The sequence below is a fragment of the Kluyvera sp. EC_51 genome, from assembly GCF_019584505.1.
GTDB classification, from domain to species: Bacteria; Pseudomonadota; Gammaproteobacteria; order Enterobacterales; family Enterobacteriaceae; genus Kluyvera; species Kluyvera sichuanensis.
Genome location: NZ_VDAG01000099.1, coordinates 1 through 24,085, shown reverse-complemented (window position 1 = coordinate 24,085; position 24,085 = coordinate 1). Strand labels below are relative to the sequence as shown.

Sequence of the window (24,085 nt, the reverse complement as noted above, 5' to 3'; positions counted from 1 at the left end):
GTTGATATACGGAAATACCCATGCCCGCCGCTTTACCGAATCCCACCGCGCTGCGAACGCGTCGGTTACTGTCTGCGCTTTTTCAGGGCTTGCTAACACTCGCGCTCACGCTGCTGGGGCTGTTGCTTGTCACCTTTGCGCTCTCTGCGCTTTCACCCGTTGACCGCGTGCTGCAAATTGTTGGCGACCACGCCAGCCAGTCGACCTACGATCAGGTTCGCCATCAGTTGGGCCTTGACCGTTCTCTACCGGTACAGTTCTGGCACTATCTGGTTAACCTGTTCCATGGCGATCTCGGCACCGCCAGCGCCACCGGGCAACCGGTGCTGCACGATCTGCTGGCCGCCTTTCCTGCGACGCTTGAACTCGCCACGCTGGCGCTGGTTATCGGCGCGGTGTTCGGCGTGATTGCTGGCGTCCTCTGCGCCCGCTACGCGGGTTCCCCCTGGGATTTTGCCGTACGAACGCTGACGCTGTTGGGTAACTCGGTGCCGATTTTCTGGCTCGGGCTGCTGATGCTGGCGCTGTTCTACGCGAAGCTGCAGTGGAGCCCTGGCCCCGGTCGGCTCGACGACATCTACCAGTTCACCATCGAACCCAAAACCGGTTTTGCGCTGATTGATACCTGGCTTTCCGGCGACAAAGAGGCTTTCCGCAACGCGTTCAGCCATCTGGTGCTGCCGGTGCTGCTGCTGGCCTACTATTCGCTGGCCAGCATCACGCGCCTCACGCGTTCCGCCTGCCTGAGCGAGATGAACAAAGAGTACATCCTGCTGGCACGCGCCAAAGGGGCAGGCGAGATGAGCATTCTGCTGCGTCACGTGCTGCCGAATATCCGCGGCACGCTGCTGACGGTCATCGCGCTGGCCTATACCTCAATGCTAGAGGGCGCGGTGCTGACCGAGACGGTGTTCTCCTGGCCGGGGATTGGCCGCTACCTGACGACGGCGCTATTTGCTGGCGATACGGCGGCAATAATGGGGGGAACGCTGCTGATTGGCGTTTGTTTTGTATTGATTAATAACCTCACCGATGTGCTGGTGCGGCTGACCGACCCGAGGGTTCGCTGATGCCATCATCTCTGTTTTTGCGCCGATTACTGCGCTCGCCAGCGGCCTGCTGCGGGCTGATTATTATTGCCCTGCTGGTACTGACGGCGCTGTTGGCGCCGTGGCTCGCCCCAATGGATCCTAACTGGCAGGACGCCGCCGTGCGCTTGCAGATGCCGAGCGCGTTACACTGGCTCGGCACCGACAGTTACGGGCGCGACCTGCTCTCAAGGCTGATTTACGGTACTCGTCCGGCACTGGGGCTGGTGGCGCTGGTGACGGTGATTACGCTGCCGGTCGGGCTGTTGATTGGCATTCTTTCCGGCTATTACGGCGGCTGGCTGGAGCGCATTCTGATGCGTTTTACCGACGTGGTGATGTCGATGCCGCGCCTGATTCTGGCCTTTGCCTTCGTGGCGATGCTGGGCCCAGGGTTGGTTAACGGCGCGTTAGCGCTGGCGCTGACCACCTGGCCTGCCTATGCACGACAGGCGCGCAGTGAAATCCAGCGTCTGCGGCATAGCGACTATTTAGCCGCCGCCGAAATGATGGGGATTCGCGGCCTGCGCCTGCTGATCGGCCATATTCTGCCGCTGTGTCTGCCGTCGGCGATCGTACGTCTGGCGCTGGACCTGGCGGGGATCATTCTGGCCGCTGCGGGTTTAGGCTTCCTCGGCCTGGGCGCACGCCCGCCGATGGCGGAGTGGGGGGCGATGATTGCCGATGGCATGCAGGTGATCTTTGATCAGTGGTGGATTGCCGCCGCACCAGGTGCGGCGATTCTGATTGCCAGCCTGGCGTTTAACCTGCTGGGCGATGGTTTACGTGACGTTCTGGAGCCGCAACATGACTGAGCAACGCCTTTCCGTACAGGGGCTGAATATTGATTATCCCCGCGCGCGGGTGGTCAACAATATGAGCTTCACGCTCGGCAATGAGCGACTGGCGCTGGTGGGGGAATCCGGCTCCGGCAAGTCGATGACCGCGCGGGCGTTGATGGGGCTGGTGCGCAAGCCGGGTATCGTCAGCGCCGACCGTCTCAACGTGCTTGGCCATGATGTGCTCTCCCTGAATGCGCGCGGCTGGCGTGCGCTGCGGGGCAACGACATCGCCATGGTGCTGCAAGACCCTCGCTATGCGCTGAACCCGGTGAAAACGGTACGTGAGCAACTGGAAGAGGCGCTCACTCTCCATCAGCGGCTGAACCGCCGCGAGCGGCAGGAAAAGTGTGAGTCCGCGGTGCTGGCGATGGGGCTCGACGTGGCGGTGCTGAACCGCTATCCGGGCGAACTGTCCGGCGGCATGGGCCAGCGGGTGATGATTGCCATTGCGCTGATTAACGACCCTAAAGTCCTGATTGCCGATGAACCCACCTCGGCGCTGGATGCCCGTCTGCGTAATCAGATCCTCGAGCTGCTGGTGGCGCAGTGCGAACAGCGGCAGATGGCGATGCTGCTGATTAGCCACGATTTACCGCTGGTGGCTCAGCACTGCGACCGGGTACTGGTGATGTATCAGGGTAACGGCGTGGATGAGATGGCGGCACGCGATTTACCGCAGGCCACGCACCCTTACACCCGCACCTTGTGGACCTGCCGCCCGAACGCGCAGACCTATGGTCAGATGCTGCCGACGCTGGATCGCAGTCAGAACTTTGAGGAGACGGCGCATGGCGATCGTTGATATTCAGGCGTTACAGGTGACGTTTGGCGAGAAAACGGCGGTGTCGGCGGCCAGTTTCCACGTCAACGCTGGCGAAACCTTCAGCCTGATTGGGGAATCCGGCTGCGGGAAATCGACCATTCTGCGGGTTATCGCTGGGCTGCAGCGCGAGTGGGGCGGGCTGGTTTCGCTGTTCGATAAACCGATCACCCCCGGTGCACGCTTCCAGGGTGAACTGCGCCGCAACGTGCAGATGGTTTTCCAGGACCCGTACGCTTCGCTACATCCGAACCATACGTTGTGGCGTACGCTGGCCGAGCCGCTGAGTATTCATGGTGAAACGGACATTGAAGCACGAGTGCAGACGGCGCTGGAGCAGGTGGGGTTGCCCGCCGATGCCGCCAGCCGCTATCCGCATCAGCTTTCCGGCGGCCAGCGTCAGCGCGTGGCGATTGCCCGCGCGCTGCTGCTGCGGCCAAAAATCCTGCTGCTCGACGAACCCACCTCGGCGCTGGATATGTCGGTGCAGGCGGAGATCCTGAACCTGCTCAACCGCTTGAAGCAGGACCACGGTATGACCTATCTGCTGGTGAGTCACGATGCGGATGTGATTGCGCATATGTCCGACCGCGCGGCCTTTATGGCGGGTGGGATGATTCAGCGTTTCTTCGACCGTAACGCGCTGGAGCGTGGCGAGCATCGAATGGGGTAATTTTTAACATCCTGGCACAATCTGCCCCCTCTCCCTTTTTAAGGGAGAGGGTTGGGGTGAGGGTTAATCCACCGCCGCTACAATCATCTCATTACGGATTGGCTATCGTGCCGTCCCCTCACCCTAGCCCTCTCCCCAGAGGGGCGAGGGGACCGTTAAGTGCGGTTTATTAATTGAACGCATAACTTTACGGCACAACGCCCATTTTTCCGCCATACTGTCAATAATTGTTGACACTCATCTTCACGCCAGCGAATAAGTGTCTTATTATTCATACGTCTTTGGCTTATAAGGGTGAACACTCCCATGCGTCTTGAAGTCTTTTGTGAAGACCGTCTCGGTCTGACCCGTGAACTGCTCGATCTTCTGGTGCTGCGCGGCATTGACCTGCGCGGTATCGATATCGACCCTGTTGGCCGAATCTACCTTAATTTTGCGGAGCTGGATTTCACCAGCTTCAGCAGCCTGATGGCGGAAATCCGCCGCATTGCGGGCGTGACCGACGTTCGTACCGTCCCGTGGATGCCCTCCGAACGTGAACATCTGGCGCTGAGCGCGCTGCTGGAAGCGATGCCGGAGCCGGTATTGTCGCTGGATACGCGCAGCAAAATCGAACGCGCTAACCCGGCGAGCTGCCAGCTGTTTGGCATGAGCCAGGATAAAATGCGCAACCACAACGTGGCGCAGCTAATTAGCGGCTTTAACTTCCCGCGCTGGTTCGAAAGCGACGAAGTGGAGTCTCATGCCGAACACGTGGTGATCCACGGGCAGAACTTCCTGCTGGAAGCCACGCCGGTCTACCTGAGCGGCGAAAACGACGCCCGTGTGCTGGCCGGGGCGGTGCTAATGCTACGCTCCACGCTGCGTATGGGCCGCCAGCTGCAAACCATGACCACCCAGGACGTTAGCGCGTTCAGCCAGATTGTGGGCGTTAGCCCGCGTATGCGTCAGGTGGTGGATCAGGCGCGCAAGCTGGCGCTGCTGACTGCGCCATTGCTGATCGTCGGGGAAACCGGCACCGGTAAAGATCTGCTGGCCCACGCCTGTCACCTGGCAAGCCCGCGTGCAGCGAAGCCGTACCTGGCGCTGAATTGCGGCTCCATTCCGGAAGATGCGGTTGAGAGCGAGCTGTTCGGTGATGCCGCTGAGGGTAAAAAAGGGTTCTTCGAACAGGCTAACGGCGGCTCGGTGCTGCTGGATGAAATTGGTGAAATGTCGCCGCGCATGCAGACCAAACTGCTGCGTTTCCTCAACGATGGCACCTTCCGCCGCGTAGGTGAAGATCATGAAGTGCATGTCGACGTTCGCGTTATCTGCGCCACCCAGAAAAACCTGGTGGAGCTGGTGCAAAAAGGGCTGTTCCGCGAGGATCTCTACTATCGCCTTAACGTGTTAACCCTTAACCTGCCGCCGCTGCGCGATCGTCCACAGGACATCATGCCGCTGACCGAACTGTTTGTGGCGCGCTTTGCCGATGAGCAGGGGATCTCCCGTCCGAAACTTTCTGCCGATCTCAATACCGTACTCACCCGCTACGGCTGGCCGGGCAACGTTCGCCAGCTGAAGAACGCGGTGTACCGTGCGCTGACCCAGCTCGAAGGCTACGAACTGCGTCCGCAGGACGTACTGCTGCCGGATCACGATGTATCAAGCGCGGCGGTAGGGGAAGAGGCGATGGAAGGCTCGCTGGACGATATTACTCGTCGCTTTGAACGTTCGGTGCTGACGCAGCTTTATCGCAGCTATCCAAGCACTCGAAAACTTGCCAAGCGTCTGGGCGTATCGCACACGGCGATTGCCAATAAATTGCGGGAATATGGCCTGAGCAACAAGAAGGGCGAAGAGTCATAAAAAAACAGCCTCTGAAAAGAGGCTGTTTGTCTTTTGCGGTGCGGTGATTACGCTTTCAGGGCAGCCAGTGCCGCATCGTAGTCTGGCTCGTTGGTGATTTCGTTCACCAGCTCGCTGTAGACCACGTTGTCGTTTTCATCGATAACCACAACAGCACGTGCCGCCAGACCTTTCAGTGCGCCGTCTGCGATGCCTACGCCGTAGGTCTGCAGGAATTCTGGAGCACGCAGGGTAGACAGAGTAACTACGTTGCTCAGGCCTTCTGCGCCGCAGAAGCGAGACTGCGCGAACGGCAGGTCGGCGGAAACGCACAGCACCACGGTGTTGGCCAGCTCGCCAGCCAGTTGGTTGAATTTACGCACAGATGCCGCGCAGACGCCGGTATCGATGCTTGGGAAAATGTTCAGAACTTTACGTTTGCCCGCGAACTGGCCGAGGGTGACGTCTGACAGATCTTTTGCCACCAGCGTAAACGGTTGAGCTTTATCGCCCGCCTGTGGGATAGAACCTTGAACAGCAACGGGATTGCCCTGGAAATGTACGGTTTGCGACATGATTATCTTCCTGTTTACATATAGTTAACGTCAACCCTAGTGTATGACAACAGGCGTTAACACGGCAAACCCTATTTACGCCTGATTATAAGGAGCAAAAATGAGAAAGCTGCGAGTCTTTGAAGAAGCCTGGCCACTGCATACCCCTTTCGTTATCGCACGCGGCAGCCGCAGTGAAGCGAAGGTGGTGGTGGTTGAGCTGGAGCAGGATGGCGTAAAAGGGGTGGGCGAGTGCACGCCGTATCCGCGCTACGGCGAAAGCGTCGCTTCGGTGATGGCGCAGATCATGGCGCTGGGCGAACAGCTGGAACAGGGGTTAACCCGCGAACAGTTGGCCACGCTGCTGCCGGCCGGGGCCGCGCGAAATGCGATCGACTGTGCGCTCTGGAGTCTGGAAACCCACCTGTTGAAAAGTGACGTTGTCACGCAGCTGGGTGTTCGCCTACCTGACACCCTTACGACTGCCCAAACGGTAGTCATTGGCACCCCAGAACAAATGGCCGCTAGCGCAAAGGCCCTGTATGAAAGCGGTGCCCGATTGCTCAAAGTGAAGCTGGATAACCATTTTATTTGTGAAAGGATGGTGGCGATTCGCGCTGCCGCGCCGGATGCCACGCTGATTGTTGATGCCAATGAATCCTGGCACGGCGATGGGCTTGCCGCGCGCTGCCAGCTGCTGGCGGACTTGAACGTCGCGATGCTCGAACAACCTTTACCGGTGGGCGAAGACGAGGCGCTTAGCCACTTTATCCATCCGTTGCCGATTTGTGCCGATGAAAGCTGTCACACTCGAGAAGATTTACCCGTGCTGCGCGAGCGCTATGAGATGGTGAATATCAAGCTCGATAAAACCGGAGGTTTGACTGAAGCATTGGCGCTGGCCGCCGAGGCCAAAGCGCAGGGCTTTGCGCTGATGCTCGGCTGCATGCTGTGTACCTCGCGGGCCATTGAAGCCGCGCTACCGCTGGCACCGCAGGTTCGCTTTGCCGACCTCGACGGCCCGACCTGGCTTGCCGCCGATGCCGAGCCAGCGCTACGTTTTACCTGCGGTGAGCTTCACTTGTGATGCGTTGACTGCCAGTGCAGCAGCGCCGTCATCGCCGCCAGATACTTCTCACTGGCCTCGTCGGAGGAGACCGGAGGGAACTCGGCGGTGATGCAGTGCAGGCCGATATCGGCGCACCAGCTACCAAACGACCCTGGCGTTTCATAACCGACGCTGCTGACCAGTGGCAGGCTGAACGCCTCGGCAAGCCATTGCCCCAGCTCGCTGTGACGGCTGTCCTCAATGCAGGCCAGCGGATCGTGGAACGACACCACCCACGCTGGGTTAATCTGATGAATCAGCTGACACAGCGCCCGGCTCTCCGGTTCGGACCCGGGGCGGCTACCGGTCTGCAGCACCACGTCGCGTTGTTCCGCCGCGCTGTTCCAGCGGTACACCGTGTCGCCCGCCTTCCAGTTTGCCGACGGGAAGTTGCGGTTCAGATCCACGCCGTTTGCGTTCGCCCGCAGACCCAACTGACAGCCGTCCGGGTTTACCGCCAGCACCACGTGGTGGCGGCGAAGGTCCGGGGCCAGCGTACGTAGCGCGCAGGAAAGGGTGACGACCGAGGAATTTTCGTCGCCGTGCGTGCCGGCAATGATCAAACCGCTCTGCGGGCCTGCCAGAGGGGCGGGAAACCAGATGAGCGGAGCCCCAAGCAGAGAACGACCATAGTGTTGTGTTCCGGGCGGGAACGCGCCGCGCTGGGCGCGAGGGCGGGTGGATGACATACGCTGAGTCCTGATACGCAATGGGGATATTGAGCAGTGTTGTGCAAAAATCGCCGCGAATCAAATAGTTTCCCTGATAGATATTGCTGGTGACATATCAAGTTTATGTGACATGTTATTTGCAATTACCGCGACTGAAACAAATAATATTTTCATCAAGTTGTGTGGGTTTGCCAATTTTAAGGGGATGACATGAAGTTACCGTTCACCTTGACCTGTTGCGCCGTCTTGCTTTCAGGTCTGAGTTCTATCGCCGTCGCGGCCGACGTTCCCGCTGGGACGGTGCTGGCGAAGCAGCAGGAGCTGGTTCGTCATATTAAAGATGAACCCGCTTCATTAGACCCCGCAAAGGCGGTGGGGTTGCCGGAGATTCAGGTCATTCGCGATCTGTTTGAAGGGCTGGTGAACCAGGATGCCAACGGCAATATCATTCCAGGCGTCGCCACCCGCTGGCAGACGAACGATCAGCGTATCTGGACATTTACCCTGCGCAATGATGCAAAATGGTCCGACGGTACGCCGGTCACGGCGCAGGACTTTGTTTACAGTTGGCAGCGTCTGGTTGACCCGAAAACCACCTCGCCGTTTGCCTGGTTTGCCGCGCTGGCTGGTATCACTAACGCTCAGGATATTATCGACGGTAAAGCCAAACCGGAGACGCTGGGCGTCACCGCGGTGGATGCCCACACCCTGCGCGTTCAGCTGGATAAACCGCTGCCGTGGTTTGTGAACCTGACCGCCAACTTCTCGCTCTATCCAGTCAATAAAGCCAACGTCGAGAGTGATAAAAACTGGACGCGTCCAGGTAAGCTTATTGGCAACGGTGCCTACGTGCTGGCAGACCGCGTGGTGAATGAAAAGCTGGTAGCGGTACCGAACAAGCACTATTGGGATAACGCGAAGACGGTTATTCAGAAAGTCACCTTCATCCCGATAAACCAGGAGTCCTCCGCCACCAAACGCTACCTGGCGGGTGATATTGATATCACCGAATCCTTCCCGAAAAACCAGTATCAGAAGCTACTTAAGGAGCTGCCGGGCCAGGTCTATACGCCGGCACAGCTGGGCACTTATTACTACGCGTTCAACACCCAAAAAGGGCCAACCGCCGATGCGCGTGTGCGTCTGGCGCTGAGCATGACCATCGACCGCCGGATTATCGCTGAGAAGGTCTTAGGCACCGGTGAGAAACCGGCATGGCGCTTCACTCCTGATGTGACTGCTGGCTTTAAGCCGCAGACCTCAGAGATGGCGCAAAGCAGTCAGGCCGAACTGAACGCACAGGCGAAGATGCTGCTGCAGGCGGCAGGCTACGGCCCAAATCGCCCACTGAAGCTGACGCTGCTGTACAACACCTCGGAAAATCACCAGAAAATCGCGATTGCGGTGGCATCGATGTGGAAGAAAAACCTCGGCGTTGACGTGAAGCTGCAAAACCAGGAGTGGAAAACCTATATCGATAGCCGTAACACCGGTAATTTCGACGTGATTCGTGCTTCGTGGGTAGGGGACTACAACGAGCCGTCAACCTTCCTGTCGCTGCTGACCTCCACCAACACCGGCAACATTTCCCGTTTCAGCGACCCGGCGTATGACAAGGTGATCCGCCAGGCGACGCTGGAGAACACGGCCGAGGCGCGTAACGCGGACTACAACACCGCCGAGAAAATTCTGGCCGAGAAAGCGCCTATCGCGCCTATCTACCAGTACACCAACGGACGGTTGATCAAGCCGTGGGTAAAAGGCTACCCGATCACCAATCCGGAAGACGTGGCTTATACGCATACGATGTATATCGTGAAGCACTAGTTGAATACATGCTCCTGATAACCTTCGTTAACCTCATCTAAAACTAGAGCTGGCGCGGATTACAGCGCCAGTACCTAAAATTAATGCTGATAGCTTATAACAAATAAAATTAGCCTCAAGCCGGCTACTAAACCGAATTCAAGCCCCGTTAAGGGGCTTTTTTAAATCTCAGGCAAAGGAGGTAAAACGGGTGACCGAAGCCACCCCGAATTTTAGTAACAAGTCCCACCTTTATGGTGAGAACCTGTGCCTCCATGCGGATGTGTGCCTTTAGGGCAGGCCATCGTAGAAGCTGAGATCATGCCGAAAGCGGCAACCAGTAATAGTGCTATTATCTTTTTCATTCATTAACCTTACCGAAAAATGTAATGCGATGGTGCAGGACCGTTTTGTAACGGTTAGTTGTTATTTCAAGTAGTATTTAACTGAGAAACTGGTCTTAAATCCTCAGTGGATAGGCCATTTAAATGTTATTTTTATTTATCAAGATTTCTCATTTTTGAAAATTGAAATATAGCCCTGTATGAGAAATATTAACTAATTGCAACCATATTGATTACAATTGTGATAGTACGATTCACCTTGTGAGTTCGTTCCTGAAATAATTCGATTACCTCCACCCATATTGGTCTGTGTTTCGTTCCAACTCTCACCATTTGCGGCTGTGCCGTTAGTGTAAGTGCTATTTCCTATGGTATTGGAGGTCTGAGACCAACTGGTACCGTTCGCCGAGTTTCCATTTACTATGGTGGTATTACCCATACGATTAACAGTGTAGGTATTTCCATTGTTATCATAACAAGTCGATAACGCATCGGTGCCAATGCATTGTGCATTTGCACCATATGATGCGAAAGCGAGCAGTAAAACTAATAGTTTTTTCATTTTATTAACCTTGTTTGAAGAATAAGTCATGATTATATATCTGTTGAGAATGTGACTTAAATAATATATTGGATGTAATTATGACAGTAACTACGTATTCCTGGTATTTATCACTCGGTGCGGGAGTCATCGAATATAGCCAGATGGTACGGTCGGCCCAGTTCGGTGATGGTTATGAATAGGTATCCGAACACGGGTTGATGATGTGCACGATACTGCGATTACGCGCAACCAACGGATAGGATGAAAACATCAGACATTTGCTCAGGTTAAGCAATAAAATCGACTTTATTGCAGATAAACAGCGTTTAATCTCAAAAAACGGTAATCTTTAACCCTATTAATGGTTGGACTTTCCATCGGCAGAGTCTTATCTTGGGAGGAAACATACGAGGTTATCATCATGAAAGACGTAGTGGATAAATGCAGTACCAAAGGGTGTGCAATCGATATTGGCACCATCATTGAGAATGATAATTGTACCAGCGTTATTGAGCGTATCTTCCCATCGGAAAATGAAGCCGAGCTCGCCGTCGCTAAGATTAAGAAACTAGCCGCAGCAGCGTCATCGGATGAAGACGCTGCGGTGACTTATCAGGTTGTGAAAGCCGATAACGACGTGAAGCTGACTGCTTCAGTGACGTTCTCTTGCCAGGCTGAAATGATTATTTTCGAACTATCATTGAGATCGGCATTCTAAGCGTAGCGTTCCCGTCATTCTCATCGGGAAGCGTCTTTCAGAAAGACAGGTAAGGCGGAAACGCTTACCTGTCTTTTTGCGTTATAATTCGCTTAATTTACAGGCTGGCAGCTTGCGATAGCCCACAATAATCCAGATTACCGTCATCACCGCAGCGGCAAATGCCACCGTTCTCAAGCCCTGCGTCATGTCCGACTCCGCATTCAGAAGTAACCCAAAAATGGCTACACCGCTGACGCCCCCCATTTGCCTGGCGCAGTTAAAAAACGCTGACGCTGAACCGGCGGATTGATGAGACGCTTGCGACAGTATCAGGTTGGTCATTATCGGCATGGCAAAGGAGGTTCCGCTACCGAGGAGGACCATGGGAATAAAGAGTTGGTATGCGCTCCACGCTGGCGAAACGAACATCACAATGATAAACCCCAGCATACTGATCCCGCTGCCCAGAAGAGACAGCCTCCTGATGGAATACCATGAAGAAAACCATTTCGATGAAAAATTTATCAGCGCGGTGACGGCCATCATCGGCATAAAGGCAATCCCGGTATCCAGCGCGGACAAATGCAGCTGATTCTGGAAGAAAATACTGAAGATAAATACCGCGCCATAGAAAACCAGATTGCACAGGAAGCCGACCATGACCGCACTCGGGATATATTTACTGGAGAGCACGTCCCGGGCGATGACCGGATTCGGTGAATGTTTATCCATGCGTCTATTGGACACCAGCAGCAGTATCCCCAGCACGAGTGTGGTCAGAATAATGGGGCTGCTCCAGCCGTATTGTCCCGCTTCGGTGAGCGTAAATGTCAGCAGGGCCAGGCTTGCAGCGATAAAAGATTGGTTCAGAAAATTAATGCGTACAGGGGCAATTGGGCTAACCGGCGCCAGGGACTGAATAAGTGCGATACTGACGAGCCCCAGCGGAAAGTTAATAAGAAAAATGCTTTTCCAGCCGCAGTATTTAATTAACACACCGCCGACAACAGGGCCTGCTACCAGTGCCAGAGAGCCCGCGGCGGCCCACATGGCAATAGCCGCCGATCGCTCACGGGCATCGGCGAAATATTGCCGAAGCAGCGTCAAAGAGCTTGGCAGCAGTAACGCTGCGCCAATGCCCTGGACTCCCCGCATAAGGTCAAGCCAGTAAATCGTCGGGGATAGGACGCAGCAAACCGAGGCGAAAATGAAGATGGTGACCCCGGTGATAAAGGTTTTTTTAGAACCAAACCGATCGACCAGGCTTCCTGAACTCAGCATCAGCGCGGCGAAGACAAGGGCATAGGCATTAATGACCCACTCCAGGTCAGACACGGTGGCGTCATAGGCCACTTTAAGCGAATGCAACCCGACGTTCACGATACTGACATCAAGCTGAACAAGCACGATTCCCAGGCAGGATGCAAAGGTAAACAGGCGCTTTTGCGCCGTCGTTTGACTGGCCATATATTTCCCATTTCATTACGGTGCTGCCGGCGTTATCCGCAGACAGGGTTAAAACGACTACTGAGTATCAGGTCTTCCTGATGAAGAGCAGTAAAACTTACCGTAAAAGGGTATCGCCATCTTTCGAGATTATTAATAATCAATAATCCATATTTATTTAGTCAAAATCTTATTCTGGCCCTTTTGAATGAAAAGCATGCAGAGGATACACTGGGCCTTCGAGGTACGCCGCGCGATGCGCTGTGGGGGACTCGCCATAGATTCGCTTGAATGCGGTGCAAAACGTACTCTCAGCAGCATACCCTAATCGCCAGGCCAGTTGTTTTACCGGTTCTTTGGTCAGTCGAAGCGCTCTGCTGGCGATGTGCATCCGCCAGCGAGTCAGATAATTCAACGGTGAAGTTCCTGCCGACTCGGTAAATCGTCTGGAGAAACCTGCGCGCGACATCCCTGAAATTGCGGCTAGCTCTGCAAGCTGCCACGGCTTTTCCGGCTCGGCATGTATCGCTACCAGGGCCGCGAGGATCCGACTATCGCGTAGCGCACCCAGCCACCCGTCCAAGGCCTGCTCTTCCGATAAAATCCAACTTCGGATCCCTTCAATCATGACCAGTTGCATCAGATGGTTGCCAGCGAGTGACGCGCCCGGACGCAGTGACATATTTTCCTCGTGGAGTCGCGCCATCAGCCAGTTGAGGGTAGAGGAGGATTCTGAACCGGTATTGATGGGAATAATCACCGGGAGGGCGTCCAGCAGTTGCCCGGCACCAGTCTGGTCGATCTCCATCTTTCCGGCCAGCAATAGGCTTTCGTCGCCGCCATAGTCAGCGATACCATTGCGCTTCTGATAAGGGACCTGTTCAGAATTTATGGGCTCGAGTTCAGGGTCAGAGGCCATAATAAAAGGGGCCGAACGCGTAAGAATCACCCCGTCTCCCGCGGTGAGTTTTCGCCAGGCTGATTCACTTTCCAGCCGGAACCACAATGTACCTTTGCGCAGCGCGATAAATTTCATCCCGGAAAAACCGGGGTAGCGCATGGACCAGCACTCACCGGCTGACTGCCCGCTGGTGATATAACTGCGGGCGGAAAGAAGCTGCAGTACGTCTGATAAAGGGTCCATGACGGCCTTCTCCATAAGCTAAAAAACGGCATGATAGGGTAAAAAGAGTTAGCGGGGCCACTCTAATGGTCATTTCTCATTGCCCATGAGCGGCATTAGCACTTCCATATTAATAAGAATGAAGCGATGATTGCAGTCATAGTCATTAGTAAGGCTTCTTAATGATGGAAAACTTTAATGAGCTGGCCGCGTTTGCGCTGGTTGCCAGTGAACGTAGCTTCACCCGAGCGGCCGCTAAAATGGGAGTGTCGCAATCGGCATTAAGCCAGACAATCCGGAATCTTGAGGCGAGACTGGAAGTGCGGCTATTGACGCGTACGACTCGCAGCGTTTCGCTGACGGAGGCTGGCGAGTTTTTGCTCAGTAGTCTCGGGCCTAAACTCGATGAAATTGTTCATGCTGTGAATATGCTAAAGGGGATGCGACAAAGACCGGCGGGTACGGTCAGGATTGCTGCAGCGGCCCATGCCGCGATCTCAGTGATTGAACCCGGCCTTCGACAACTGCTAAGGGATAACCCGGACATCCACGTTGAAATCTCGGTTAATGACTCTCTGGAAGACATCGTTGCGGAGCGCTTTGATGCCGGAGTCAGGCTGGGGGAGCAGGTTGCCAGGGACATGATCGCGACGCGGATAAGTCCGGACATCCGTATGGCGGTTGTAGGTTCTGCTGATTATTTTTCACGCTATCCTGAACCCCAGGTACTTCAGGATCTGACCCGCCATAACTGCATCAATTTACGTCTTCCGACCTACGGTGGGCTGTATGCCTGGGAGTTTGACCACAATGGCGATACCTTAAGTGTGAAAGTGGAAGGGCAGCTGATCGTAAACAGCCTGGAACTCATGCTCAATGCGGTACGAGTCGGAAGCGGACTCTGCTGTATTCCAGAGGATGTTGTGGCAAATGACATCAGAGAAGGGACGCTGATACGTGTGCTGGAGGCCTGGAGCCCGCTCATGCCGGGGTATCATTTGTATTACCCGGACAGACGTCACCATTCCCCCGCATTTTTGCTGGTGCTGGATGCGCTAAAGAACCAGCGTTACCCACCACGTTGAGTGTTCCTCGAATGAGAGTACGGATGAATATCCCGCAAAGCGAATCGGCCAGCGTACTGGCCGTAGGGCATTACAACTCTTGCGCTGTCGGGCGGAAAATAATTTCGCTGACCCCAACATCTTCCGGCTCGTTAATCGCAAATGCCACCATTCGGGCATAGGTCTCAGGCGGTACGCCTACGTTTTCAACGTACTCCCGGTTTGCTGCCTGGACGTCTTTATCCGAAATATGCTCCAGTAGTTCGGTTTTAACTGCCCCTGGCGAGATGAGCGTCGCGCGAATGTTATCTGCCGCTGCCTCCTGACGTAGACCTTCAGTCAATGCCCGTACGGCAAATTTGGTCGCGGAATAAACGGCTGAGCTCTGGAAAACCAGATGGGCGGCAACGGAGGCCGTGTTGATAATATGGCCTGATTTCTGCGCCTTCATATGAGGTAGAACCGCGGCGATACCGTGCAGAACGCCCCGTAAATTCACGTCAATCATCTGATTCCATTCATCCACATTACCCTGGTCAAGACGAGAAAGTGGCATTAACCCTGCGTTGTTGATCAGTACATCAACCCGACCGAACGTGCTGATGGCTTTCTGGATAAGCGCCTCCACATCAGCGAGTTTCGTGACATCGGTTGCGACAGCGATAGCGTCTTTACCGCGCTGCTTTAATTCGTTAGCGATAGCGTCGATGCGGTCAGCTCGACGAGCGGCCATCACCACTTTCGCGCCTTTGTCGGCGAGATGGCGTGCGGCTGCTTCGCCCATACCGCTAGAAGCTCCGGTGATGACAATCACTTTGCCCTGGATCTTATCTGTCATTTTACGCTCCTGATAGGTGGATGATGAGTAAACGTGTGTGCCGCAGACGGCTTTGCATTCAGCCTTTTATACGGCCTATCGTGTTAAGCAGGACTCATCCTATCAGGGTGAAATTCATTCGATAATACCCGTAATTTTCTAACATAAATAAGTACAACTAATTAATGGTCCGCCGTTTGCTAAATATCGCCATGGTAAGCGAAGCGTGATAACCGTCGTACCACTGATACACATCCGGATTAATGAATTTACTGCATAAGTCAAATCACGGATTGCCGACTAATCCTCATGATGTTTCTGTCCTAAAATCAGCTTTTAACCTGCCGGGAGCCGTACCGTGGAATATTCCGTTTTAAGTAACAACCTCAAGATGCCGATGCTGGGCTTTGGCGTTTTTAAGGTCACCGATAAAGAAGAATGCAAGCAGTCGGTGTTAACCGCTATTCGCACGGGCTATCGTCTGATTGATACCGCCGCCGTCTACGGCAACGAAGACGCCGTGGGTGATGCCGTTCGTGAAGCGATTGCCGAAGGTCTGTGCACCCGCGAAGAGCTGTTTATCACCTCTAAGCTGTGGGTACAGGACATGGCAAATTATGATGCGGCAAAAGGCGGTATTGACGCGTCGCTAAAAAAATCAGGCTTAGCCTATTTTGATCTCTATTTGCTTCATCAGGCGATGGGCGACTATTTCAGCGCCTGGCGCGCGCTGGAAGAGGCGTATGCGGCAGGAAAACTGAAGGCCATTGGCGTCTCGAACTTCTATGCCCACGTGTTAACCAACTTCTGTGAAACCGTCAGCGTTAAGCCGATGGTAAACCAGGTCGAGCTTCACCCTTATTTTGCACAGCCTGAAGCGCTTGAGACCATGAAACGCTACAACGTTCAGCCGGAAGCCTGGGCACCATTAGGCGGCGGCAGACATCAGGCACATGAAGATAAAATGCTGCAGGGGATTGCCGAGGCACATCAAAAAACCGTTGCCCAGGTGGTCCTGCGCTGGAACGTGCAGCGTGGCGTCACGGTGATCCCTAAATCGACCCGCCAGGAACGTATTGCAGAGAATTTTGCTATCTGGGATTTCTCGCTGACCGATAGTGAAATGGCGCAGATTAGCGCGCTGGATTTAGGCTACGTGGGCGAGGCGGTGAAGCATTTTAATCCGGAATTTGTACGCGGCTGTCTTGGGGTAAAAATCCACGATTGAACAATGCCATCGTTAATGCGTGTTCTGCCGGATGGCGCTGCGCCTATCCGGCCTACAACGTGATGTTTAACTGAACCATCACGCTTGGTGCGCCTTGACCATATATCCCTGTTCAGACCAGTACTGAAGAAGTTCAGTCTGTCTGATGGACGTTGTTTTCCCGGTCCAGACATATAAGGTTTGCCCAGGGAACAGCTCCGGGCGCGGCGATGAGACAAATTCCGGTATGACAGTGAGGTGCCAGCCTTCCTGAGACAGGCGCCATGCCTCAAGCCAGAGGCCGGTTCTGTCTTCGATGTCCCATGCCATTATCAGCGCTTCCTTACCTGGCTTACGACGAGAATCACTCAGTGATGCCGCTGCCAGTTCAGCTAGAATGCCTTCCAGCATCCCCGAGACCATTTTACCGGTCTGATTATCTAGCGTCAGACGCTGACGGACCGGATTAATAATGTTATCGATCAATTTATGTACGTTATGTTCGCGCGTCAGCATCACCAGTTTTGCCCGGAGTTTTGCGGGGGAGGCTAATCTGAGTACGGTCATTAGATTCTCTTGCAAGGCATGGGCGTTGTCAGCGGGAACGGATTTTTCTGCATCCAGCAGCGCTTTAATCTTCCCGACCGATGTGCCGCTTTTAATCAGAGCCTTAATTTCTTCGATACGCTGAATATCTTCTTCATCAAAAAGACGGTGCCCACCCTCAGTACGCTGAGGTTTGAGCAGACCATAACGTCTTTGCCACGCTCGCAGTGTGACCGGGTTGATTCCGCATCTCTCGGCAACTTCACCAATGCTATAACTCGACATATTTCCCCTATTAGCACTGTCCTGATGAAGGCGGTGTTAAGCGACCATTAAGTCTATTTAAGATACAGCACTGAGTTAAATATTTACTCAATGCCCGAAGAGGGGTCAAACTCCTGGGGCATATTTCAGAATCTCGTCCATGACTCAATGGATTATTGAACCGTCAGATTTCGGCATTATACCTCTTTTCTGGCCACGCAATATCCGGAATTCTATTGCATTCGGGCGCTGAAAAGAGCGTCCCCTGGAAGTGCTCAATTCCTGCGGACTCAAGCCACATCCACTCTTCTGCGTTTACGACGCCGTCGACGGAGAGCCGGATTTCAAGCGATGAACAGCATTTGATAATGGCATGAATAATAGCCTGCCGAGGGCCACTTTTGTGGACATCCATGATCAAATCCTGGCTGATTTTTATACGGTCAGGCTGAAAACGTGCCAACAGCTGTAGACCCGCAAAGCCCGAGCCGAAATGGTCGATAGCCACACTTATCCCAGCAGCTTTAAGCCCTTTAACTGCTCCGGCGAATTCATCAAACCGTGAGATGATTTCGCTTTCGGTGAACTGGACCTCAATCTGCTCGGGAACCAGGCCATTCGCGGCAATTTCGGTAAGTAGAAAATCTACGGCGCCAGGTTCTTTTACCAGCGTCATGGGCATCAGACTGACTGACAGTACGCCGCAACATGCCAGAAGCTGTGCACCCGCGCAAAAAGCCGCTTTTTTGGCCATCAGGTCAGCCTGATAGATGTCGCGATCAGTCAAATTATGGGCAGATACGGCTTGGTCAGAACTGCGCTGCCGCGCTTCTAGCGACACAATTTCCCGGGATAGCGGGTCAATCAATGGTTGAAAGCCTATCTCTTCGGCTATACCAGAGCAGGCAGTACGATCGCTGATGACGTTGGGTACAAAATGCCAACTGTCGGCGGGGGGGATCTCATAAACACTGTCTTTACCGTCTGTCAGCACGAAGGTTCTGACGAATTGCAGCGCGCGATCGCTGTAGGTCAGCTGGTACCGACTGGTCCCCTTATCTAATACCGCCTGCAAAACATCATCCTGATCGTGTTTACGTAAATCAAATAGCTCCATCCCGGCTTTTCCAAAACGCCGGGCTGGGGCGTAGTCACACATCAGCTCTACAACATTGTAATGTCTGACATCTTTGCAGATTTGTTGGTAGATAGTTTTGACGGAATTCTCTGGGCCCTCTAAGAGCTGTAAAAAGTGAAGCCCATTAAACAGCAGAATTCCGGTAACGCTTTCATGCTCGTTCTTGAGATTGGCCGCGGAGATCATCGTCTCGACGTCCCTGAAAGGAACGGAGTCGCATAATCGACTGCGGTAGATAAGCGTGGTGAGCATAGCGTGTCCAATGACAAAGTGGGGGGAAGAAAAGGCTAACAGATAAGTGCTTCAAATGCTTATTTTATAAACACATTTTTCACAATTAGTTAACTATGAAAAAGTGGGTTTGCCCATTCTTGTACAAGTTTTTTAAGGCTGTTGATTAACTGTACAGATGCATATGTATTTCAAAAACAATAAAGTTTCCTATCTTTTTGATTTTAAAGCATAAGCATTTTTTGCTAATTGTTGCGCAATAAATCTGTACACATTTTTTGTATAAGTTTGCTAAGTTTATTTAACGAAAGCATTACCCCCTGCCAATAACCGGAGAGACAATGCAGAAATCACTTCCATGCGCCGATTCGGCAGCTGCGATTACCCGCTACTTTGCTAAGGCGGAGTTACCGACCCAGCACCTGATTCTTGGTGAGATAGTGGCTGAAATTTTACATGATGGGCGCAGCCTGAATCGTAAAGCGATTTGCACAAAACTGCTCTCCCGGCTTGATAAAGTTCAAAACACCGATGAGGAAGCACACTGCAATCGTCTGATTGGAATGCTGTTTGACTAAATCATTTCTGTGAGGCCGGAAATATAAGTAAGACACCCATGCTATGAAGACGCAAATCAAAACGCAGGTACGTAACGAACTTATCGGACAGGGCATACTGGCGCTACTGAGCCAGAAAAGTCCGATATCCGAATACGCGCTGCTTATGCAACTACGCAAAATACAAAAAATGGAGACCGATCCAATACGTCATGAAGCTTTGCAGGAGTTGATCGCTGAACTCTCAATAAGCGTCAAAAAATTCACGTCAGATACTGGAATGATACGCCGGGAAGACGGTGAGGTTGTCAGTGAAGAGAAACCCGGTAACGAAAAGAGACATCACACAGTTTTGCACAAAATGAATAAATTACATTAACTTACCTCTCAGGAAAATAACGATGCAGACTCAACCATTTACTGTTGCGTTGTCTGACAAAACGCTCGAAAACTTTTTCGCTCGCTCTGGTGATACGATGGCAGAGGAAACTAAACTGTTAGGCGATCTGGCACAGGAGATGCTTGACGCACGTATGCCATTAACGAATAAGAACCTGATTGTTTGCCTTATTAAATCACTCGAATGTGCTGAAGGGGTTGTTCAGGCTGATATTATTCGCAAAACTCTGGAGATTGTTGTGAGTCATACTTCCGATGATTTTTAATCACCTGTACGCGTTGTCATCGAAGAAACTACGTAGCAAAAATATAAAATGCAATAAATATCCGGAGCCTAAAATGAAGCGAGTGAAAACAGCAGATATCTGGGTCAGTGATGTTTACCTACAGCGTGGGCTTGAGACATTGCTTGATAAGTCGTTCTCAGCGCCAGCACGTAAACGCTTTGTCTTTTTTACTATCGAAAACTATTATGCCGTTAAGGCACAGAATTATGATTTATCTACCCATCGTCTGGTATTACTGACACAGGGAGATATGTATTATTTTCTCAGCGATTTTAAAATGTTCAGGCTTAATGCCCGCAGCGATCTCTCTACCCTGCAACGTAGCATCAAAGATATTGCCGCGGATGGAGAAAAAGTCAGGAAAAGAACTGAGAAAATAGTGCTAACGGATAGAGACAAGGTTTTCATTGAACAATTTAGTTCGGGGAAAAGCGTGCAAGAAATTGCCATGCTTAATAAACTCCATTACAAAACAGTCTATCAAAATCGACAAAAATTAATTGCAAAATTAGGTTGTACCAATCTCGTCAACTTCTTTACAACGCTGAAAAGCGATGTATTCAAACGATGGGTGGTTTCAGCATAGTAACAGGTTGGTTTTTAGCTCCCCCAATCAATAACATTTATCACGATATCTAATGGAGTGGATGTCGTGTGGAATGTGATTACTTCGTTATACTGAATGAATCATTGCGTACTGCATTAATACATTAACGTTTTTTGGGAGTAAAGGATAATGGTCAACCCCACGTTATTACAATGCTTTCATTGGTATTATCCAGATGGCGGTGAGCTGTGGCGTGAAGTTGAAGAACTGGCTCCGCACTTGAATGAGATTGGCATTAATATGATTTGGTTGCCTCCAGCGTACAAAGGCGCGTCAGGTGGCTACTCGGTAGGGTACGATAGCTACGACTTGTTCGACCTTGGCGAATTCGATCAAAAAGGGTCTGTTCCCACTAAATACGGTGATAAAGCGCAGCTCCTTTCCGCCATTTCTGCATTAAAAAAGCATGATATCGCGGTACTGATGGACGTGGTACTGAATCATAAAATGGGCGCAGATGAGAAAGAGCGTATACAGGTCCAGCGCGTTAATGAGCAAGACCGCACACAGATTGACGAAGAAGTGATTGAGTGTGATGCATGGTCTAAGTACACCTATCCAGCGCGCGCGGGGCAATATTCTCAATTTATCTGGGATCATAAATGTTTTAACGGTATCGACCATATCGAAAGTCCTGATGAAAACGGCGTTTTTAAAATCGTAAATGACTATAGCGGTGAAGGCTGGAACGATCAGGTCGATGACGAAATGGGTAACTTCGATTATCTGATGGGTGCCAACACTGATTTTCGTAACCACGCTGTGACCGAGGAGTTGAAGTTCTGGGCCCGATGGATGATGGAACAAACACGGTGCGACGGTTTTCGTCTCGATGCGGTCAAACACATTCCTGCCTGGTTCTACAAAGAGTGGATTGGGCACGTGCAGGAAGTGGCGCCAAAACCACTTTTTATTGTGGCGGAATACTGGTCACACGAGGTGGGTAAACTACAGAACTATATTAGCCAGGTTGATGGTCAGACACTTTTGTTTGATGCGCCTCTGCAGATGAAGTTCCACGAAGCTTCCCGTCAAGGAAAAGACTACGATCTGAGCCAGATTTTCACGGGCACCCTTGTTGAAGCAGATCCTTTTCATGCCGTAACCCTGGTGGCAAATCACGATACCCAACCTCTTCAGGCCCTGGAAGCGCCGGTTGAAGCCTGGTTTAAGCCCCTGGCTTACGCCTTAATTCTGTTGCGCGAAAATGGGGTCCCCTCGGTGTTTTATCCCGATCTTTTTGGTGCCTCTTATGAGGACACCGGCCGGGATGGCAATGCCTACCACATTGATATGCCGGTTATTCACCAGCTACATGAGCTGATTGACGCGCGACAGCGTTTTGCACACGGGGTCCAGACGCTGTTCTTCGATCATCCGAACTGTATTGCATTTAGCCGCAGCGGTACCCAAGAGGCACCGGGCTGTGTTGTTGTGATGTCCAACGGTGATGATGGCGAAAAAAATATTACGCTGGGCGAAAACTATGGCAACAAAAGCTGGAGAGATTTCCTTAAGAACCGAGAAGAAACGGTGTTGACCGATGCGACAGGAACAGGGACTTTTACTTGCCAGGGGGGCAGCGTCAGCGTATGGGTGATGGAGGATGTACTGTAAAACTGGCGCTTACTCCACTCTCTGACGCCTCATTGTTTCGTGGTTAATCAGGCGCTTTTTAGCGCCTGTTTTTCAGCACTCTATCTCAGTTATCGCAGCAACTCGGCAAACTTCGCCAGCCACTGCGGATGCGCCGGCCAGGCCGGGGCGGTGACCAGATTACCATCGACATACGCTTGATCGATGCCAATCTCCGCATATTCTCCGCCGCTTAGCCGCACTTCCGGGGCGCAGGCCGGATAGGCGCTACAGGTGCGTCCCTTCAGTACGCCAGCGGCAGCCAGCAGTTGCGGGCCGTGGCAGACGGCGGCGATGGGTTTGTTCGCCACATCAAAAGCCTGCACCAGCTTAATCACCGCCTCATATAGCCGTAGATACTCAGGCGCACGTCCGCTGGGGATCAGCAGCGCGTCATAATCCGCTTCGTTGACGCTGGCAAAATCGGCGTTGAGCACAAAGCGGTGCCCTGGTTTTTCGCTATAGGTCTGCGCGCCGTCAAAATCATGAATAGCCGTCATGATGTAGTCGCCTTTCGGCTTATCCGGGCAAACCGCGTCCACCTGGTGACCAATCATCTGCAGTGCCTGAAAGGGCACCATGGTTTCATAATCCTCGGCATAATCGCCTACCAGCATCAGAATCTTTTTACCTGCCATAACCCGTCCTCGTTGAGTAAAGATGACTAAGATATAGCCTGGTGGCGGGGGGATAGCGAACCGCAAAGCGCGCGCGGCGTCACGGATATGACGATGTATTATGTGGCGGTGAAAAAGGGCGGCCTGACGCCAGCCGCCCATTGTCGGTCAGGCACCAAATCCGCCGTCGATGGTGTGCATTGCCCCGGTGACAAAGGCGGCTTCCGGCCCTGCGAGCCAGGCGACCATACCCGCCACCTCTTCAGGGCGACCGTGACGTTCAACCGCCATAAAGCTGTGCATCACCTCCTTCAGCGGCCCGTACTCAGGGTTGGCATCGGTATCAATGGGGCCGGGCTGGACGACGTTGACGGTGATCCCTAATGGGCCAAAATCACGAGCGAGGCCCCGTGCCAACCCTTGTAACGCTGATTTGCTGACCGCATACGCGGCGAGGCCGGGAAGCGGCATACGGTCACCATTCACCGAGCCAATCACGATGATGCGCCCGCCTTCGGGCATTCGACGCGCTGCTTCAACGGCGGCATGATAGGGGGCATGGATATTGATGCGAAAAAGACGGTCGACGGCATCGCTGTCCTGTTCGAGCGCATCGCCGAAGAGAATGATCCCGGCGTTGATCACCAGAATATCCAGCGGGCCGCTGTGATGAACCAGCGCAATAACCGCATCGCGATCGGCGCTATCTGCCCGTTCGGCGGTGCTACCCGTTTCGGCTGCCAGACGTTCTGCTGCCTCTTGCGAACCGGAATAGCTGAATATTACCGACGCACCGTCAGCGCGAAAGCGCCGGACAATCGCCGCGCCAATTCCGCGACTGCCGCCGAGAACCAGTACCGATTTGTTCTGAAATACCGTCATCACTACGCCCCTCATATTCGAACCGAAACGATGAACTTCAACCCGGCAGGCGAGGCTGCCAGCATGGAGTATAGTTCTGCTCATTCACTCGCGTTGGGCGCAGCGGACTGGTGGTCGTGGAGAACGGTAATCGCGGAGATTCCCCGAGGTCGCGTAGCCCGGTCGAGCATCGGTACAAACCGGAAACATAGGTAACACTTTAGACCGGATACATGGGTAACAGTTATAACTGGCATAGAAGAGGAGACTCGCTATGCCCTGGACTGAGACCCGACCTATGCAACG

Annotated in this window: 24 protein-coding genes; 15 read left to right on the top strand and 9 right to left on the bottom strand. The window is 53.1% G+C overall.

Features of this window, described 5'->3' with window-relative positions; translation table 11 throughout:
- The first annotated feature begins 20 nt into the window (after positions 1-20).
- The 5 genes from FHC49_RS18530 to tyrR all read left to right on the top strand — a co-directional run bounded on the left by FHC49_RS18530 (position 21) and on the right by tyrR (position 5,274).
- On the top strand, positions 21-1,070 hold the full coding sequence (locus tag FHC49_RS18530; RefSeq protein ID WP_223883117.1) for an ABC transporter permease: 1,050 nt from the start codon (positions 21-23) through the stop codon (positions 1,068-1,070).
- Positions 1,070-1,903 (top strand): ABC transporter permease, encoded by an 834-nt coding sequence (locus FHC49_RS18525; RefSeq protein WP_220440546.1) that lies wholly within the window; start codon positions 1,070-1,072, stop codon positions 1,901-1,903. Before FHC49_RS18530 ends, FHC49_RS18525 begins: the two co-directional genes overlap by 1 nt.
- Complete coding sequence (locus tag FHC49_RS18520; protein ID WP_185666066.1) at positions 1,896-2,732, top strand: ABC transporter ATP-binding protein; 837 nt, start codon at positions 1,896-1,898, stop codon at positions 2,730-2,732. The genes FHC49_RS18525 and FHC49_RS18520 overlap by 8 nt, the downstream gene beginning before the upstream one ends.
- A complete protein-coding gene (locus tag FHC49_RS18515) occupies positions 2,719-3,423 on the top strand; it encodes an ABC transporter ATP-binding protein (protein WP_185666067.1) in 705 nt (234 codons plus the stop codon). The genes FHC49_RS18520 and FHC49_RS18515 overlap by 14 nt, the downstream gene beginning before the upstream one ends.
- Positions 3,424-3,729: 306 nt before the next feature.
- Complete coding sequence (tyrR, locus tag FHC49_RS18510) at positions 3,730-5,274, top strand: transcriptional regulator TyrR (protein ID WP_185666068.1); 1,545 nt, start codon at positions 3,730-3,732, stop codon at positions 5,272-5,274.
- Between the two features lie 47 nt (positions 5,275-5,321).
- Here the strand turns inward: tyrR and tpx are convergent, their stop codons facing one another.
- The gene (tpx, locus tag FHC49_RS18505; protein WP_064545896.1) at positions 5,322-5,828 is read right to left on the bottom strand and encodes a thiol peroxidase; all 507 of its coding nucleotides are present in this window, start codon (positions 5,826-5,828) and stop codon (positions 5,322-5,324) included.
- A 100-nt stretch (positions 5,829-5,928) separates the two neighbouring features.
- Between tpx and ycjG the strand changes: the two genes are divergently transcribed.
- Positions 5,929-6,894, top strand: coding sequence for an L-Ala-D/L-Glu epimerase (ycjG, locus tag FHC49_RS18500; RefSeq protein ID WP_220440545.1), 966 nt, complete (start codon positions 5,929-5,931; stop codon positions 6,892-6,894).
- Here ycjG and mpaA read toward each other — a convergent pair.
- Positions 6,885-7,604 (bottom strand): murein tripeptide amidase MpaA, encoded by a 720-nt coding sequence (mpaA, locus tag FHC49_RS18495; protein WP_220440544.1) that lies wholly within the window; start codon positions 7,602-7,604, stop codon positions 6,885-6,887. The genes ycjG and mpaA overlap by 10 nt on opposite strands.
- Before the next feature lie 192 nt (positions 7,605-7,796).
- Between mpaA and FHC49_RS18490 the strand changes: the two genes are divergently transcribed.
- A complete protein-coding gene (locus FHC49_RS18490) occupies positions 7,797-9,413 on the top strand; it encodes an ABC transporter substrate-binding protein (RefSeq protein WP_185666071.1) in 1,617 nt (538 codons plus the stop codon).
- Positions 9,414-10,701: 1,288 nt separating this feature from the next.
- Complete coding sequence (locus tag FHC49_RS18485; RefSeq protein WP_220440543.1) at positions 10,702-10,998, top strand: DUF406 domain-containing protein; 297 nt, start codon at positions 10,702-10,704, stop codon at positions 10,996-10,998.
- An 81-nt stretch (positions 10,999-11,079) separates the two neighbouring features.
- Here the strand turns inward: FHC49_RS18485 and FHC49_RS18480 are convergent, their stop codons facing one another.
- Together FHC49_RS18480 and FHC49_RS18475 are read right to left on the bottom strand one after the other, a co-directional pair.
- Positions 11,080-12,447 (bottom strand): MFS transporter, encoded by a 1,368-nt coding sequence (locus tag FHC49_RS18480; RefSeq protein WP_220440542.1) that lies wholly within the window; start codon positions 12,445-12,447, stop codon positions 11,080-11,082.
- Positions 12,448-12,616: 169 nt separating this feature from the next.
- Positions 12,617-13,570 (bottom strand): AraC family transcriptional regulator, encoded by a 954-nt coding sequence (locus FHC49_RS18475; protein WP_220440541.1) that lies wholly within the window; start codon positions 13,568-13,570, stop codon positions 12,617-12,619.
- Between the two features lie 161 nt (positions 13,571-13,731).
- On the opposite strand from FHC49_RS18475, the gene FHC49_RS18470 reads away from it, so the two are divergent.
- On the top strand, positions 13,732-14,634 hold the full coding sequence (locus tag FHC49_RS18470; RefSeq protein ID WP_220440540.1) for a LysR family transcriptional regulator: 903 nt from the start codon (positions 13,732-13,734) through the stop codon (positions 14,632-14,634).
- A gap of 70 nt (positions 14,635-14,704) precedes the next feature.
- On the opposite strand, the gene FHC49_RS18465 is transcribed toward FHC49_RS18470, so the two are convergent.
- Entirely contained in the window at positions 14,705-15,451 is a 747-nt protein-coding gene (locus tag FHC49_RS18465; protein ID WP_220440539.1) for an SDR family oxidoreductase, read from the bottom strand.
- Between the two features lie 337 nt (positions 15,452-15,788).
- Between FHC49_RS18465 and FHC49_RS18460 the strand changes: the two genes are divergently transcribed.
- Positions 15,789-16,658: an aldo/keto reductase gene (locus FHC49_RS18460; protein ID WP_220440538.1), complete on the top strand. Its 870-nt coding sequence runs from the start codon at positions 15,789-15,791 to the stop codon at positions 16,656-16,658.
- A 78-nt stretch (positions 16,659-16,736) separates the two neighbouring features.
- Here the strand turns inward: FHC49_RS18460 and FHC49_RS18455 are convergent, their stop codons facing one another.
- Positions 16,737-17,468 (bottom strand): MerR family transcriptional regulator, encoded by a 732-nt coding sequence (locus FHC49_RS18455; protein ID WP_220440537.1) that lies wholly within the window; start codon positions 17,466-17,468, stop codon positions 16,737-16,739.
- 163 nt (positions 17,469-17,631) lie between these two features.
- Entirely contained in the window at positions 17,632-18,837 is a 1,206-nt protein-coding gene (locus tag FHC49_RS18450) for a diguanylate phosphodiesterase (protein WP_220440536.1), read from the bottom strand.
- 320 nt (positions 18,838-19,157) lie between these two features.
- On the opposite strand from FHC49_RS18450, the gene ycgZ reads away from it, so the two are divergent.
- The 5 genes from ycgZ (at position 19,158) to amyA (ending at position 22,283) form a co-directional block, all read left to right on the top strand.
- Positions 19,158-19,394 carry a regulatory protein YcgZ gene (gene ycgZ / locus FHC49_RS18445; RefSeq protein ID WP_220440535.1) on the top strand — a complete coding sequence of 79 codons (237 nt, stop codon included), beginning with the start codon at positions 19,158-19,160 and terminating at the stop codon, positions 19,392-19,394.
- A 43-nt stretch (positions 19,395-19,437) separates the two neighbouring features.
- Positions 19,438-19,752, top strand: a complete 315-nt coding sequence (locus tag FHC49_RS18440) for a hypothetical protein (RefSeq protein ID WP_220440534.1) — start codon at positions 19,438-19,440, stop codon at positions 19,750-19,752.
- Positions 19,753-19,774: 22 nt separating this feature from the next.
- On the top strand, positions 19,775-20,038 hold the full coding sequence (locus tag FHC49_RS18435; protein WP_220440533.1) for a biofilm development regulator YmgB/AriR family protein: 264 nt from the start codon (positions 19,775-19,777) through the stop codon (positions 20,036-20,038).
- Positions 20,039-20,111: 73 nt separating this feature from the next.
- Complete coding sequence (locus FHC49_RS18430; protein ID WP_220440532.1) at positions 20,112-20,645, top strand: LuxR C-terminal-related transcriptional regulator; 534 nt, start codon at positions 20,112-20,114, stop codon at positions 20,643-20,645.
- Positions 20,646-20,795: 150 nt separating this feature from the next.
- Positions 20,796-22,283 carry an alpha-amylase gene (gene amyA / locus FHC49_RS18425; RefSeq protein WP_220440531.1) on the top strand — a complete coding sequence of 496 codons (1,488 nt, stop codon included), beginning with the start codon at positions 20,796-20,798 and terminating at the stop codon, positions 22,281-22,283.
- 89 nt (positions 22,284-22,372) lie between these two features.
- Here amyA and FHC49_RS18420 read toward each other — a convergent pair whose 3' ends face one another.
- Entirely contained in the window at positions 22,373-22,939 is a 567-nt protein-coding gene (locus FHC49_RS18420; RefSeq protein ID WP_220440530.1) for a DJ-1/PfpI family protein, read from the bottom strand.
- Between the two features lie 147 nt (positions 22,940-23,086).
- Entirely contained in the window at positions 23,087-23,800 is a 714-nt protein-coding gene (gene bdcA, locus FHC49_RS18415; RefSeq protein WP_220440529.1) for an SDR family oxidoreductase, read from the bottom strand.
- Positions 23,801-24,085: the final 285 nt, after the last annotated feature.